This is a genomic window from Maribacter sp. ACAM166, assembly GCF_005771495.1.
Classification (GTDB): Bacteria; Bacteroidota; Bacteroidia; order Flavobacteriales; family Flavobacteriaceae; genus Maribacter.
In genome coordinates, this window is the sequence record NZ_VAUW01000008.1 from 98,550 (window position 1) to 113,896 (window position 15,347).

17 protein-coding genes are annotated in these 15,347 nt (G+C 34.3%); 6 read left to right on the forward strand and 11 right to left on the reverse strand.

Features of this window, described 5'->3' with window-relative positions:
* Positions 1–5: 5 nt before the first annotated feature.
* From ES765_RS08185 to ES765_RS08225, 9 genes are all read right to left on the reverse strand, one after another.
* Positions 6–887 (reverse strand): DUF6268 family outer membrane beta-barrel protein, encoded by an 882-nt coding sequence (locus ES765_RS08185; protein ID WP_138113081.1) that lies wholly within the window; start codon positions 885–887, stop codon positions 6–8.
* On the reverse strand, positions 874–1,809 hold the full coding sequence (locus tag ES765_RS08190) for a mechanosensitive ion channel family protein (protein WP_138113083.1): 936 nt from the start codon (positions 1,807–1,809) through the stop codon (positions 874–876). The genes ES765_RS08185 and ES765_RS08190 overlap by 14 nt, the downstream gene beginning before the upstream one ends.
* Complete coding sequence (locus ES765_RS08195; RefSeq protein WP_138113085.1) at positions 1,806–3,149, reverse strand: ABC transporter permease; 1,344 nt, start codon at positions 3,147–3,149, stop codon at positions 1,806–1,808. The genes ES765_RS08190 and ES765_RS08195 overlap by 4 nt, the downstream gene beginning before the upstream one ends.
* Entirely contained in the window at positions 3,142–4,080 is a 939-nt protein-coding gene (locus ES765_RS08200) for an ABC transporter ATP-binding protein (protein WP_138113087.1), read from the reverse strand. The genes ES765_RS08195 and ES765_RS08200 overlap by 8 nt, the downstream gene beginning before the upstream one ends.
* A 237-nt stretch (positions 4,081–4,317) precedes the next feature.
* Complete coding sequence (gene dnaJ / locus ES765_RS08205) at positions 4,318–5,427, reverse strand: molecular chaperone DnaJ (RefSeq protein ID WP_138113089.1); 1,110 nt, start codon at positions 5,425–5,427, stop codon at positions 4,318–4,320.
* A gap of 9 nt (positions 5,428–5,436) precedes the next feature.
* Positions 5,437–5,994, reverse strand: coding sequence for a nucleotide exchange factor GrpE (locus ES765_RS08210; RefSeq protein ID WP_138113091.1), 558 nt, complete (start codon positions 5,992–5,994; stop codon positions 5,437–5,439).
* 140 nt (positions 5,995–6,134) lie between these two features.
* On the reverse strand, positions 6,135–7,097 hold the full coding sequence (locus tag ES765_RS08215) for a TIGR01777 family oxidoreductase (RefSeq protein ID WP_138113092.1): 963 nt from the start codon (positions 7,095–7,097) through the stop codon (positions 6,135–6,137).
* Between the two features lie 109 nt (positions 7,098–7,206).
* Positions 7,207–7,869, reverse strand: coding sequence for a tRNA (5-methylaminomethyl-2-thiouridine)(34)-methyltransferase MnmD (gene mnmD / locus ES765_RS08220; protein ID WP_138113094.1), 663 nt, complete (start codon positions 7,867–7,869; stop codon positions 7,207–7,209).
* 1 nt (position 7,870) lies between these two features.
* The gene (locus ES765_RS08225) at positions 7,871–8,293 is read right to left on the reverse strand and encodes a DUF4920 domain-containing protein (RefSeq protein ID WP_249356278.1); all 423 of its coding nucleotides are present in this window, start codon (positions 8,291–8,293) and stop codon (positions 7,871–7,873) included.
* Between the two features lie 183 nt (positions 8,294–8,476).
* On the opposite strand from ES765_RS08225, the gene ES765_RS08230 reads away from it, so the two are divergent.
* Positions 8,477–9,547, forward strand: coding sequence for a branched-chain amino acid aminotransferase (locus ES765_RS08230; protein ID WP_138113098.1), 1,071 nt, complete (start codon positions 8,477–8,479; stop codon positions 9,545–9,547).
* A gap of 53 nt (positions 9,548–9,600) precedes the next feature.
* Here ES765_RS08230 and ES765_RS08235 read toward each other — a convergent pair whose 3' ends face one another.
* Complete coding sequence (locus ES765_RS08235) at positions 9,601–10,818, reverse strand: IS4 family transposase (protein WP_138113100.1); 1,218 nt, start codon at positions 10,816–10,818, stop codon at positions 9,601–9,603.
* Positions 10,819–10,977: 159 nt separating this feature from the next.
* Positions 10,978–11,364, reverse strand: coding sequence for a nucleoside triphosphate pyrophosphohydrolase family protein (locus tag ES765_RS08240; protein ID WP_138113102.1), 387 nt, complete (start codon positions 11,362–11,364; stop codon positions 10,978–10,980).
* A gap of 350 nt (positions 11,365–11,714) precedes the next feature.
* Here ES765_RS08240 and ES765_RS08250 point away from each other — a divergent pair, with 350 nt between their 5' ends.
* The 5 genes from ES765_RS08250 to ES765_RS08270 all read left to right on the forward strand — a co-directional run bounded on the left by ES765_RS08250 (position 11,715) and on the right by ES765_RS08270 (position 15,307).
* Complete coding sequence (locus ES765_RS08250; RefSeq protein ID WP_138113106.1) at positions 11,715–11,894, forward strand: hypothetical protein; 180 nt, start codon at positions 11,715–11,717, stop codon at positions 11,892–11,894.
* Between the two features lie 18 nt (positions 11,895–11,912).
* Positions 11,913–12,284, forward strand: coding sequence for a fluoride efflux transporter CrcB (gene crcB, locus ES765_RS08255; protein WP_138113108.1), 372 nt, complete (start codon positions 11,913–11,915; stop codon positions 12,282–12,284).
* A 290-nt stretch (positions 12,285–12,574) separates the two neighbouring features.
* Entirely contained in the window at positions 12,575–12,913 is a 339-nt protein-coding gene (locus ES765_RS08260; protein WP_138113110.1) for a P-II family nitrogen regulator, read from the forward strand.
* 30 nt (positions 12,914–12,943) lie between these two features.
* The gene (locus ES765_RS08265) at positions 12,944–14,188 is read left to right on the forward strand and encodes an ammonium transporter (protein ID WP_138113112.1); all 1,245 of its coding nucleotides are present in this window, start codon (positions 12,944–12,946) and stop codon (positions 14,186–14,188) included.
* Between the two features lie 105 nt (positions 14,189–14,293).
* Positions 14,294–15,307: an outer membrane beta-barrel protein gene (locus ES765_RS08270; protein WP_138113114.1), complete on the forward strand. Its 1,014-nt coding sequence runs from the start codon at positions 14,294–14,296 to the stop codon at positions 15,305–15,307.
* Positions 15,308–15,347: the final 40 nt, after the last annotated feature.

Sequence of the window (15,347 nt, forward strand, 5' to 3'; positions counted from 1 at the left end):
ACTTTTTAAATTCCTATTCTAAATCCTGTTCTAAAATAAAGGCCAGCTTCATCATTTAAGGTGAAAATATCGTTTCGCTCCATATCCCTCAATACCCCATTCTGAAATAAGGAGTGACCTCCTATAAGGTAAACGGACATATCCTTTGTTATTTTGTATTGATATCCTAAAGTCAATAATAATGCCGTAGAAGAAACATCTGTAGATAAATTATTACCAGGTAGTAAAATGTTGTTCTGAATATTTACATAATAGCCATCTAAGAACAGTTCGGTTTGAAAGAAATGTCCTTTTTTAGTAAAATATTTCATACCTGACTTCGGAGCTCCTAAAACATAAGACCAATTAGGATGAAAACGCTTTTCATAATACACAAAAGGCAACGGCACATCTATAGGTGAAGTTCCATTATAGGAAATTCCTAGAACAAGAATAAAGGGTTTTTCAATATCCTTTATATTTTTGTAGGCACCAATCGTATAGTTCATATTAAAATCATCGTCCTGTAATTCTTCAACAAAATTTGAAGACCACCTTGGTGTAACTACCCCTATCAAGCGCCATTTATCGCTTAATTTATACATGTAAGCCATGTTAATATCTACAACATGAAACTTACTCAAATCATTAGAATTAGGAAATAAATCATCTGGCACTTCAAAATTATACCGATTATATTCCGCCCCTAAAATAATGTAATCTTGTTTTTTACGTAAGGCTAATGGCACATTCAATACCAACTTAATACGAGAAGTTTCTACATCACCACTATTATCTGGCATGAGCATATACTCAACTCTAAATACATCTGGTGTTTGAGCAAGAATTGGATTGATAGCTACAATCCAAAAGAAAAGCCATAGAACTAGTTTGCTATGCTTCTTCATTATTCTCTAAATTTGAAACATTGCTATGCTGAAAAGGACCCTGCTGAAATAAATGTATATCTCTTTGCGGAAAAGGTATGGTAATCTTATTAGCTCTAAACTCCGCATCAATCTTATACCGTAACTCACTCTTTATTCGTGGATCAGAAAAACTATCGATGATATAAAAATTCAAAGAAAATAATAAAGCTGAGTCCCCAAAATCTTCAAATATCACAAAAGGCTTCGGGCTCTTTAATACATTTCTATGCGTCTTAACTATATCTAATAATATTTTAGTCACAAGTTGTACATCGCTACCATATGATACCCCGATTTTAATTGATTCTCTAGTCGTTTTATGGTTCTGTGTATAATTATAAACGATATCACTTATAAACTTGTGATTAGGTATAATAATAACCTTATCGTCTCTAGTAATTGCCCTAGTCGTTCGTAATTTAATTTCAAAGACCTTTCCTATCTTATTATCGATTTCAATGATATCTCCGACTCGCAACGACTTATCTAAAATTATAAAAATTCCACCAATTATATCTTGAAAAATTTCTCGTAACGCGAGACCAAGTCCAACAAACAAAGCAGCAGAAGCTGTAATAAGAATTGTAATATTAATTCCAGCAGCACTCATCGTAAAAAGTATTACTATCACATAGACCAAATATTTGATAAATTTGAAGATGCTTATAAACTTCAGTTTATCATCCACTTCCATTTTACGTGTAAAAAACTTTCTTATGCCTTGAAGAATGGTACTTGTAAGCAAAAAAGCCATTGTAATCAACAGCAACAGACCTATGGTTAGTTCAATTCTGTTATCTCCTTCGCCAAAATGAATCCCAAGCTCTAAAAAAATTTTTATCGTTCCCCAAATATCATCCTCAATAATATCCTTAATCTTTTCTGTATTCTCCTGGATCATGATGAATATTTAAGCCATTTGTACAATTCTTTATAACTAGGTTTTTTACCGTACATAAGGATGCCCACACGGTAAATTTTAGCCGCTACCCAAACAATACCAATAAAAGTAGCTATTAAAATCAAAATAGAACTGACTAATTGCCAAACGGGCACTCCACCTTCCCCAATACCCCAAGGAAGTCGCATCAGCATTACTATTGGTGATGTTAATGGAAATAGGGAAAACGCTACTGCAATTGGCCCATTTGGATTACTGAAGACAGAAAAGAAACCAACGTAAATGGCCAACATTAAAGGTAAAATAACAGGGAAAATAAACTGTTGCGTATCGGTTTCATTATCTACTGCAGCACCTATCGCCGCATATATAGAACTATAAATCAAATACCCAAGAACAAAGTAAACTATAAAGAAAACCAACATTGCGAAAATTGGGATTTCAAAAATCTCTTGGGCATATAATTGTATATTTTGAGTTACGGCATCTACATCTACATTTGTTCCATTAGCCATGCCTTGGGTCATGCCCCCTTTTGTTAATGAAGCCGGATCAATATCAAAAATAGCCAGACCAATAAACAGTAAAATTGCCCCAGAAATAATCCAAATTCCGAATTGGGTTATACCCGCCAATGAGGTCCCAATAATCTTGCCCATCATTAGATGAAACGGTTTTACCGATGAGATAATGACCTCAATAATTCTACTGGTTTTCTCCTCTATAACACTACGCATCACAAACCCACCATAAATGATAATGAACATCATAATCAAGTAACCAAAAGCTCCCCCAATTACTGCTTTTATCTCATTTATTCCTTTTATATTTTGTAGACCATCAAACGTTTCAATATTAATATCATAACGACGATCCATAGCTGCATATTCCTTAGGTGACAACCCAAGTTCCCTTAATCTTTCTTGCCGTAATCTCCCTGTAATAATATTTTCCAACTTATCTAAAATAGTAGCACTAGGCGCATTTTTACTGTAAAAAAAGGCTCGCTGCGCAACTTGTTCCAAATTTGGCTCATCAGGTAAATATATAAGACCATAATACCCCTGACTTACAGTAGAATCTTTAGCCTGTGTTAAAGTCACATCTCTAAAATTAACATAAGATGTAGCTTCTGATGCACTAAATTCATTTGAAAAATAACCACTTTCATTCAATACCGCTATCACCCTTTTCTCATTATCATTCAACTGAGTTAAATACGCAATAAGCAATATCATACCAACCATTAATATAGGGCTCAAAAAAGTCATGATAACGAAAGACTTGTTACGCACCTTTGCCAAGTATTCCCTTTTTATAATTAACGGCAATTTATTCATGCGATAGGTTTCTATTTTGAATAGTCTGAATAAAAATATCATTGGCAGTGGGTGTAGTTTCTACGAAACCCTTTACATTGGCCCTCTCACCTAAAAAGTTTAAAATCTCCCTAGATTCATTTGAAGGAAGTTGAACTGTAAGATCTAACTGTTTTTCAATAGCATCAAAACCATGCGTCAATACCTGAAATTTTAGTTGCATTTCATTAATTAACACATCTGGATTGTCAATTTCAAGACCAATTTTGAAGATATTGCTCTTATAAGCTTTTTTTATATCTGATAGTTTACCATCCAATATTTTTTCGGCTTTATGAATCAAGGCTATATACTCGCATAGTTCTTCAACAGACTCCATTCTATGGGTAGAAAAGATAATAGATGTACCATTATTCTTTAAATTCAAAATCTGTTCTTTAATAAGGTTGGCATTTATTGGATCAAAACCACTAAATGGCTCATCGAAAATTAATAGTTTAGGTTCATGAAGAACAGTGACAACAAATTGAATTTTTTGAGCCATACCCTTAGATAGTTCTTGTACCTTTTTATTCCACCAATCACCAATTTCCAATTTTTCAAACCAGTATTTCAATCTTTTTTTCGCCTCTGCTCTTGAAAGTCCTTTCAGCTGTGCGAGATATAATGCCTGCTCACCGACCTTCATACTTTTATAAAGTCCACGTTCCTCTGGTAAGTACCCTATTTGCGAGATATGTTCAGGTTTCAAAAGCTTTCCATCAAAATAAACAGAACCTTTATCTGGATAAGTAATTTGATTGATAATACGTATAAGAGTAGTTTTACCAGCTCCATTTGGACCTAATAATCCATAAATACTGTTTTTGGGGATTTCTAAGGAAACGTTCTTTAAAGCTGTATGGTCCCCAAACTGTTTGGTGACCCCATTAGCTACCAAAATGTTATTCATGCACGCAATTTATTCAAAGATATTGAATTGTTTTGACTAGGTACATTCTTTATGATTCCTTTAAACATTACGGTCTTTTAATACCACACATAAATAGGACGATCTGTATAAAAAGCAAAACCCACCCTCAATAAATTAAGGGTGGGAAAAAAATTGCTATGAAAAAGAAAATTAATATTGGTTACCCAATATTATCTCAAATATACGTTTTTTATTTAAAAACGAAAGATTTCAAATCTAAGAGAACATATCTTTAACTTTTTCGAAAAATGATTTATCCGATTTCTCAGGTTTAGGCTCAAAATTATCATTGCCCTGCATTCTTTCAAAGAATTCTCGTTGTTCTTTATTTAATTCTTTAGGTGTCCAAACGTTCACATGCACCAAAAGATCACCGGCACCGTAACCATTAAGACTTGTAATTCCCTTTCCTCGAAGTCTTAATATTTTACCCGATTGTATACCAGCTTCTAATTTGATACGAACTTTACCACCTACAGCATCAATTTCTTTTGATGTTCCTAAAACAGCTTCAGAAATACTAACGTAAGTATCATAATGAAGATTATCTCCTTCACGCTTTAAGGTACTATGTTCTTGTGTTTCAATCGCCACCAATAAGTCTCCAGGAATTCCATTACCAGGAGCATCATTACCCTTATTAGGCACCTTTAACTGCATACCATCTTCAACACCGGCAGGAATATTTATTGAAACTGTTTCCTCTACAACCTTTAACCCTTGCTCATCTGTATCTCCCGGCTTACCATCTAAAATCTGACCGCTACCTCCGCAAGTACTACATACTGCAGCAGTTTGCATTCTACCCAAAATGGTATTCTGTATTTTTGTTACTTGACCTCTACCACCACAAGTGCTACAGGTTTTATAGGTAACTCCTTCGGCTTGAACTTTTCTTTTAACCTTAACATTCTTCTCTACTCCATTTGCAACCTCTTCTATAGTCAACGTTACTCTAATACGCAAATTACTTCCTTTAACTCTTCGTTGGCCGCCACCACCGCCAAAGCCACCAAAGCTGCCGCCGCCGCCGAAAATATCGCCGAATTGGCTGAATATATCATCCATATTCATACCCCCGCCGCCAAAACCGCCGCCGCCGCCATCAAAAGCAGCATGACCAAATTGATCATAACGTGTTTTCTTATCAGCGTCACTCAAAATCTCATAAGCTTCAGCAGACTTCTTAAACATCTCCTCTGCCGAATTATCTCCTGGATTTTTATCAGGATGATATTGTAATGCCTTTTTTCGGTATGCTTTTTTAATTTCTGCAGCAGACGCATTCTTGCTTATGCCTAAAACCTCATAATAATCTTCCTTCATGCCAATTTTTTAATTTCCTACTACGACTTTTGGATGCCTAATAATACGATCGCCTAACGAAAACCCTTTTTCGATAACGTCAATAATTTTCCCTTTCATTTTCTTATTTGGTGCAGGTATTTGCGTAATAGCTTCGTGAATTTCTGCATCAAATACATCGCCAGCATTTACCTCCAACATCTGTAGGCCCTTTGATTTTAAGGTCTCCCTCAATTTCACATAAATCAATTCTATACCCTTGAACACTTCCTTATCATCTGACTTTGCTAATTCTTTCATCGCTCTTTCAAAATCATCTAAAACAGGTAACAAAGAAACTATCACCTCTTGACCAGCAGTTTTGAATAATTCCATACGTTCTTTGGACGTACGTCTCTTATAATTCTCAAACTCTGCAAATAATCTTAAAAATTTATCTTTCTCCTTAGCCAATTCAACTCTAAGCGTATCTTCTTCCGATAACTCTTCACCTTCATTTTCTTTACCTTGTTCTTGTGCTATTGTCTCGTCCTCTAAACGCTCATCTTCCATGAATTCACCATCCAACGTGTTTTCTTTATCACTCATAATTTGTTGTAATTTAAATCGCTGATTAAAAGCAGGCAAAAGTACTGCCAATTCTTTAAAAATGTCATAATGTCATATAAGTTTAAAAAAAAATCCGCCAAATGCGGATTCTTATTTAACTATACAGATGCTATTCTATTTTAAGACATAAGCTCTTTAGTTATCTTAGTTTTAGAATCAACACATTTATTTTCCTTATTAAATATATCGGCTAAGGCATGACATATATTGGCATATTGAAAAATATACCCCTCCTCTTCAATTTTTTTACTGCTTACCCGCTGACTAGCAAAAAGAATATAGGCCATATCACCAAGAATTGTATGCATTATAAATTTTGGGATATTTGGTAAGAACAATGGCCTATGCAAATTCTTTGCAATTTCCTTTACCAATTTATTATTAGTTACTGGGTTAGGAGCTACACCATTATATATCCCTTCTAATTCATTTGTAATAGCGTAAAGAAAAATACCCGCCAAATCTGAAATATGAATCCAAGATTGCCATTGCTCACCACTGCCAAAAGCAGCACCAACAAAAAACTTAACAGGCTTAGTCATTTCTGGTAATGCACCACCATCATTTGACATTACTAAACCAATGCGCACCTTAGCAACAGTCAAACCTAAAGGTTTAAATTCATCTACTTTATTTTCCCAAGACACCACTACTTCACCCAAGAAACTATCGTCCACATTTTTCTCATCCTCAGTGTAATAATCACTCAGTGAATCTGGGTATATCCCTATTGCCGAAGCAGAAACAATAGAAGTTACTGTATGATTTATGGTATTCTGAAGTGTAATTTTGAGCAACTCCAACGAATTGATTCTACTTCGCAATATGACTTTCTTGTAATCTTCCGTCCAACGTTTAGATATACTTGCTCCAGCTAAGTTAATAATAACTGAAACGCCATTTAAGCATTCTTTATCAATCTCTGCAGTATCAGGATTCCAAAAATAACCTTGGTAATTTGAATCAGAAACTATTTTATTCTTACTAGTTGTCAGGTAATTAACGGTATAACCTTTTTCATGGCACTGAGACACCAACTCGCTACCAACTAAACCTGTCGCTCCTGTTATCAATACTTTCATTCTTTAAAGATATTGTTTTTGATGCTCCTTGGTATGTTATTTAATTCGGATTTAACATTGTCTTTTAATGCTTTAAGGAATTCAATAGAAAGGATGGAAGGAATTAAATTTATGATTTTTGTGCTCTCAACATTTCTCGCTTACCAGGCGGACCAGGCAAACGTTCTACTAAAAACCCAACGGCTAACATTGCACGTCTGACACTGCCTTTTGCTGCATAGGTCACCAAATAAGCTCCAGGCTTCATAGCTCTAAACATAATTTCAAATATTTCAACCGTCCACAGCTCAGGTTGTACCCGAGCACCAAAAGCATCAAAATAAACAAGATCATATGTGGCTAATTCATCGATATCCTTAAAGTTAATTTTTTCTTTTTTAAGTATAAAATCAGCACTAATTTCAATTTCCTCTTGCCATGAAGATGTATGCATTAAATCAAATTCACTTTTTCGTGAAATTGATTTTAATTCTTCTAAGTAATTTAGCTGGTTCAGTTCTTCGGTTGAAACCGGATACGCCTCTACACCGGCATAAAAAATAGTAAGATTTCGTTTTTCAGATTCTAATAGCGTTATAAAGGCATTCAAGCCAGTACCAAAACCAATCTCTAAAATACTTAAATCACGGTTTTTAAATAAGTCTAATCCAGAATATATAAAAACGTGATAGGCTTCTTGAATAGCACCATGCTTTGAATGGTACTGTTCACCCCAATCCTTTATCTGAATGGTTTTTGAACCATCTGCTGTCGTAATTATTTCTCTTTTCAAATTAATTTGGAACTAAAACTCCTGAAGCTTCAAAACTAAATGTTCTCTTAGGAGTATTGATTTTAGCTATTTCATCTGCAGGCTTACCCGCATCTATCGCATAATGTTTTTGATCCTCTACGCTCATTTCTTCTACAAAAGCCAACCCATTCAAAACCAACTCTTTATCAACAATATCAAAAGGCATAAAGAATCCATAATCCTTAAAACGGACCATAGCTTGTTTACCTTCAGATAATTCAACCACCATCCAACAGCCTTTTACTTTACAAACCTCCTTAACTTTTGATTTAAACTTTACACGTAGGGTGTCACAAACTGCCATAGAAGTATATTTCTGCCAAACTTCCTTTTCCTGATTTAGTTTTTCCAACTCGAAGGTTTCACCATAAAAGGCTCCCAACTCAGTATTCTGTGAAGGCAAGATTTGAGATTTTTTTTGGGCTAGGACCGAAAAAAATGCAAATAATAAGACAAGTAAAATGTTAAATCCTTTCATAAATCTTAAAAATGATGAATTAGCCACAAATCTGGTCAATTTTAATCTAAAAAAGAAGGGGTGATTGGGATATTTGTTTAATTTTAATCAACTAAAGTTACGTATTTCATGAGCATTGGAACTAAAGATATCATTGTAGAAAAGGTGAAAACTTCTAAAATTGACAAAGTAGATTTTGACAATCTAACCTTTGGTTCTGTATTCACAGACCATATGTTAGTTTGTTCATATAAAAACGGTGCATGGGAAACTCCTAAAGTAGTACCATACCAACCAATTACGTTGGATCCTTCTTCAAAGATTTTTCACTACGGCCAATCTATATTCGAGGGCATGAAAGCCTATAAAGATGAAAATGGCGAAGTTTTTTTATTTAGACCGTTAGAGAATTTTAAACGTCTTAATATTTCAGCGGAAAGAATGTGTATTCCTAATCTTCCGCAAGAATATTTCATGGATGGTTTAACAACACTTCTTAATCTAGACAAAAAATTCATTCCTACCAAAGAGGGTAGCTCATTATATATTAGACCTTTTATGTTTGCTTCTGGTAATGGATTTCACGCCTCACCAGCTGATGAATATAAATTCATAATAGCGTGCGCACCTTCTGGCGCATATTTTTCAGGCAAAGTTAAAGTATTGATAGAAGAGAAATACTCAAGGTCAGCGAACGGTGGTGTTGGGTTTGCTAAGACTGGTGGTAACTATGCCGGTCAATTTTACCCTACACAATTGGCTGTTAAAAAAGGATACAATCAAGTTATTTGGACAGACGATACCAATCATGAATTTATTGAAGAGGCGGGTGCCATGAATATTTTCGTCAGAATTAACAACACTTTATTAACCGGACCAACTAGTGATCGTATTTTAGACGGTATAACTCGAAAAAGTATTTTAGATATTGCCAAAGACCAAGGTATTAAAACTGAAATTCGAAAAATTACGGTAAAAGAAGTCGTTGAGGCAGCAAAAGATGGTACTTTAAAAGAAATGTTTGGAGCTGGAACCGCAGCAGTAATTTCGCCAATTTCTAGTTTTGGTTACAGAGATACAGATTACGAATTACCTGAATTGGAAAATAGTTTTGGCAAAAGATTAAAAAAGATAATAACAGATATACAATACAATAAATCAGAAGACAAGTATGGCTGGCGATTTAAAGTTACAGAATAAAAAAAAAGGGCCAATTGGCAGTCATGGTCGGAATTTCTTCCGACCATTTTTTTTTAAGTTTCAAAATGGTCTAAATTTCCTTCGCATACTACAACAATCATAGCAATAGCCAAATTTCTGAGTTCCATTTTAAATCTTCTTTTCGCGGTTTTATATCCTATTTTGTTTGCTTTTTTATAGATTAAGATTAACATGGCTACAATCAGGGTCATGTATAGCATAACTTCTATTCCATTTTTATTTAAAGATACCAGATGACTTACATTGAGTTCTTGCTTTATAAAACGAAAAAACACCTCAATATCCCATCTTCTTCTATAGGCTTGTGCAATTTCTTTGGCGGATAGTTCAAAATCATTGGTAATAAGCCAAAATTCCTTGGTATGATCTGTTTTGGATTTTGCAACAATCAAACGAAAAGGAGTCTCTACCAGTTCTTGCCTGTGATGAATATTACCTTTCTTGTTCTTTATGGCTTTTCCAGTGTAAAGATTGACCTTACTGTCTTTAATAAGGGTTAGCTCTCCTAGATCCAAGTCTTGATTTTGATTCATCAATGATTGTAATTCCACATGCTTTCGGTTTTCTTTTGCCCTAACAATAAAAGAAACTGAATCACCACTAAAACTCTTCATTGTCCTTGTAGATTGAAGCCCTCTATCGATCACATAGATATTTTGATGATGTGTTTCTTGCTTTACATGATTGAGTATAGCCTCTGGTAAAGCGATATCTTCACTAGCATACTTTGGCTTAGTGAACACCTCGGAATGACAGGGCAACAGACCATCAAAAGCGATACTGTATTTAACGGATTTTTTACCATTTCTATGATCAATGCCTTTTAATAATTTACCAGAAGCCTCACTGACCATAGAACTATCTACATGAACTAAATGGTGTTCTTCAAGGCCCTTGTTAGGATAAGCATCGTTAAATCGTTGATAAACACATTGGTAAATTTGTTTAAAGTAATCAGAATCAATTTTAGATAATCTTTTAGAAATGGAACTTCGTCTTATAGTTTCAGATTTATCCAAATCAAAAAGCGTTTTAAACAAATAATCATTAAAAGTATCTTCTAATGTACGTTGGCTTAGTTTTTCATTCTCTAAAATACCGTAGAGCAGTAAATAGAACATTTTTTTGCCATGTAGCACCTTTGCGTAGTAATCTACTTTTGTGGTCGATGATAGCTTAGATAAAAGAGCTTCGGGAATAACTCCCAATAATTGGCTTACTGAAATTTTGTGATTCTTAAATACTGACATAAAAGGCTAATTATCAGACAATAAGATACGAAAAATAAATTAGAAAAACAATTCAAACAACTGATAATCAACTGGTTAAATTACAATTATAAATAATTTTTAAACCAAAAAAGTCGGAAGAAAAAATCTTCCGACCATGACTAGCCAATTGGCCCTTTTTTAATTTTTAAGAATCGTTTCAATATTCGGTTTAAAATAATTTGGCCCTTTTAACACCTTACCATCTTCTCTGAAAATAGGTTTACCGTCTTCCCCTAATTTACTCATATTACTGCACTGTATTTCATTAAACACTTCTTCAATTTTATACTGCATGCCATGTTCCAAAATAGTGCCACATAATATGTATAACATATCGCCAAGGGCATCTGCTACTTCGACAAGGTCATTATTTTGAGCGGCCTCAAAATACTCGGTATTCTCCTCATCCATCAGGTTAAATCTCAACATATTCTTCGCAGCCCCTAAATCTGCAACCATCTTCTCCGAAACACCCAAGCCAAATGAATTATGAAATTCTTTGACAGCATTGATTTTATTTTTCATTCGTATTATATCGTTTTCTATTAGCTTTGCGTAAAAATAGGAAATATGTTCAGCACAGGACAAATAGTTTTTGCAATAGGATTCGCAGTGGTTTTTACCATTATTATCATCTTTTCCTATAAAAAGGATTTTAGATTACATCAAAAAAATTACAAAGGAGTTAAGTGGATTGGCTTTTTCTTTGTGTTATTCATAATTTATCTGCTCTGTATTAAGTTTTTACTTAAGGATTAGTTAATTTTTTACCTACACCACGAAAATTAATATCTTCACAACAAAATAGGCTTTTTACTCGTATAATATACCAAATGATGTAATTTTGCGTTATTCTACCATAAGGGTAATTAATTATGATGACATTTCTTTTAATTTTTTTAGTTTTAGTCGCTGTTAATGTTGCGATGGCAGTTGTTAGTTTATTGAGTGTTTCTCAAAAAGCTAAAACATCATCCCAAAAATCATCCAATCAACCTACTTCGGTAATCTACCCATTAGATTTACTAACAACTAGCTACAAGAAAGCAGTTTAGTTTTTACCTTTATAAGGTATGAAACAATTTTTGCTGGTTTTCTTAGGAGGAGGTTTTGGTAGTATTTTAAGATACTGGATTTCAAAAAACTTAAACTCCTATTACTCAAATTTCTATTTAGGTACATTTTTAGTAAATATAATAGGATGCCTACTGATAGGTATACTCATAGGACTAACGCTAAAGTATAATTACCTTACCCAAAATCAGACCCTATTATTGGCTACCGGTTTCTGCGGTGGATTCACAACCTTTTCTACATTTGCTTTAGAAAGCAATATTCTATTTAAGGAAACTTCAATACTTCAAACCTCTCTATATATGGGTTTAAGTGTTGGCTTAGGCATTCTAGCCATATCAGTAGGTCTTTGGATTTGTAAAATGCTATAGACTTAACATTCACTCTCTACATTTTTATTAATTACTGTTTTTTAGGTATTCCCCGTTTCATTGCACCATTGTCAGGTAAATTATCTATGTCTTAACGATATCGTCATTAATTGAGCATAATTGCTTTTCTACATTCTTCTTTTATTTAAAATTATATAATATAAATACATATACCCTAAATTTTATGGGGTGTAAATTATTATACTCGTAAAAATTATAATTAACACCCAATTAAAAATGGGGTGTTATTACAATTAATATATATTTGGCGATATTAAAAACTTAGTCAAATGAAAAAAATCGAGGCAATTATCAGGAAATCCAAGTTTGACGATGTCAAAGAGGCATTGCATCAAATAGAGGTTAACTTCTTTAGTTACTGGGACGTAACAGGAGTTGGAAATGAGAAACAAGGTCATGTTTATCGTGGTATTTCATACAGTACTGCAGATATACAACGTAGATATTTATCTATTGTAGTATCCGACGACTTTCTAGAAAAAACAGTGACTTCAATTCTTGAGTCTGCTTACTCTGGTAATGTAGGTGATGGTAAAATATTTGTATCAGACATACAAGAAGCTTACCGTATTAGAACCAAGGAAAAAGGTTTGTCAGGTATTAACTAAAACGAAAACAGTAACTAAAAACGAAAAGAAATGGACGCAGGATTATTTACAGCAAATAATGTATGGATGATGTTAGCTACCGCATTGGTATTTTTCATGCATACAGGATTTGCCTTTTTAGAGATTGGCTTGACCAGACAAAAAAATACAATAAACATATTATTTAAAAACATATTTATCATCACCGGAGGATTACTTCTTTATTATGCATTTGGCTTTAACCTTATGTATCCAGGTTTTGAAGATGGTGACATGGGAATCTTAAAATTCAGCATGGATAGTTTTGGAATTACTGCTCCTGAAGGAGGAATGACTGCTGAATATGCCGATGGTGGCTATACATGGTGGACAGATTTTCTTTTTCAAGGAATGTTCGCCGCAACCGCAGCTACAATCGTATCAGGTGCCGTTGCTGAACGCATTAAAATAGGCTCTTTTATGATTTTTACGGTTATCTATGTAGGTCTAGTATATCCTATAGTAGGTGCATGGAAATGGGGTGGTGGATTTTTGGATTCTTGGGGGTTTTATGATTTTGCAGGCTCTACATTAGTACATTCAGTTGGTGGCTGGGCAGCCTTAGTCGCAATAACCTTATTAGGAGCAAGAATCGGAAAATTCGGAAAAGATGGTAAACCAAAGGCAATACCAGGTCATAGCATACCTATGGCAACTGCCGGTGTTTTGATACTATGGTTAGGTTGGTTCGGTTTCAACGGTGGATCGGTATTATCTGCAGACCCAGAATTAACTTCATTAGTATTAGTTACTACAAGTTTAGCAGCAGCAGCAGGAGGGTTTGGAGCAATGATTACCTCTACGATACTCTATAAAAATTTAGACTTAACCATGTTCCTTAACGGTATTCTCGGTGGTTTAGTAGGCATTACTGCCGGTGCAGATTTAATGTCACCAAATGAAGCTGTAGTAATCGGTTTTCTAGCAGGTATTTTAATTGTTGGAGGTGTTGCCTTAGTTGATAAATTAAAATTAGATGATCCTGTTGGGGCGGTAGCGGTACACTTGATATGTGGTATTTGGGGCACCTTGGCCGTAGGTATTTTCGGAAACTTGGCTAGTGGAGCGCAATTCATAACACAACTTTACGGTGTATTGATTGTAGGTGCGTTCTGTATCATAACCTCAGGACTACTACTAGGTTTAGTTAAAGCGACTTTAGGTTTAAGAGTTTCTAAGGAAGAAGAAGTAGAAGGCCTAGATATTCATGAGCACGGAATGGATGCTTACGCCGATTTTAGAATGAATGATCACTAAATAAAAAAATACGGAGCGTTTTGCAGAACGCTCCGTTACATAACCTTTTCAAGAAATTAATCTTTCAAATTAATCAATCCTGTAGTAGGATTTAAAACAAAATTTATGAAAACGATTATAAACACAAAATACGTAAAAAATATCATTACTTCAGGTATTATGCTTTTTACTACAGTCGGAGTAGTTGCGCAAGGGAAGGAAGAAAAAAAAGAAATAAGCATTAGCGGTTCGGTTGATGCCTATTATCAAACTAATTTAAGTTCATCCGATACTACTCCTCAATCTTTTGGTAGTTCATTTGCTGATGAACTAGGGTTTGCATTAGGTATGGCAAATATTATTGCAACTTATGAGGGAGAGAAAACAGGTGTAGTTGCCGATGTAGTTTTTGGACCTAGAGGTGATTCTGCAGTGGGTGATTATAATTTAAACCAATTATATGCCTATTATAATGTAACAGAGTCTACAACACTAACAATGGGTCGATTTAACACGTACTTGGGCTATGAAGTAATCTCACCTGTAGCTAATTTCAACTACAGTACATCATATTTATTTTCAAATGGGCCATTTTCTCACGTTGGCTTGAAAGCCGATTTTGCATTGTCGGATGACTTTAGCTTAATGCTTGCTATTATGAATGTAACCGACACAAACAATAACTTAACTGGTGTTTATTCTGCTGGTGCTCAATTAGGGTATGCTAGTCAATTTTTAAATTTTTACTATGACGGAGGTGAAGTTTTAGGTTTTGAAATAGATTATACAGGCGGATTTGATTTAACCGAAAATTTATTTCTAGGTATAAATGGCGCATATGCTGATAATGATGGCGAAGGTTTTTCTGGAGCAGCTCTTTATCCACAATATTCAACTTCAGATGAATTTACAATCGGCTTAAGAGGTGAATATTTCTCTACTAGATCTGATGCGATTTCAGATAACCCCAGTGTATTAGCATTAACATTAACCGGAAGCTATACAGTTGAGAACTTAATCATAAAACCAGAAATAAGATTAGATTCTTGGGGAAGTGATTTCGAACCATATTTTAACGCAGATGGTGCGGCTACAAAAAGCCTTTCATCTTTCTTAATCGCCGCTATATATTCTTTCTAATTAAAATTAATTTTATTATTTAAGTTTAAAAACTCGGTAT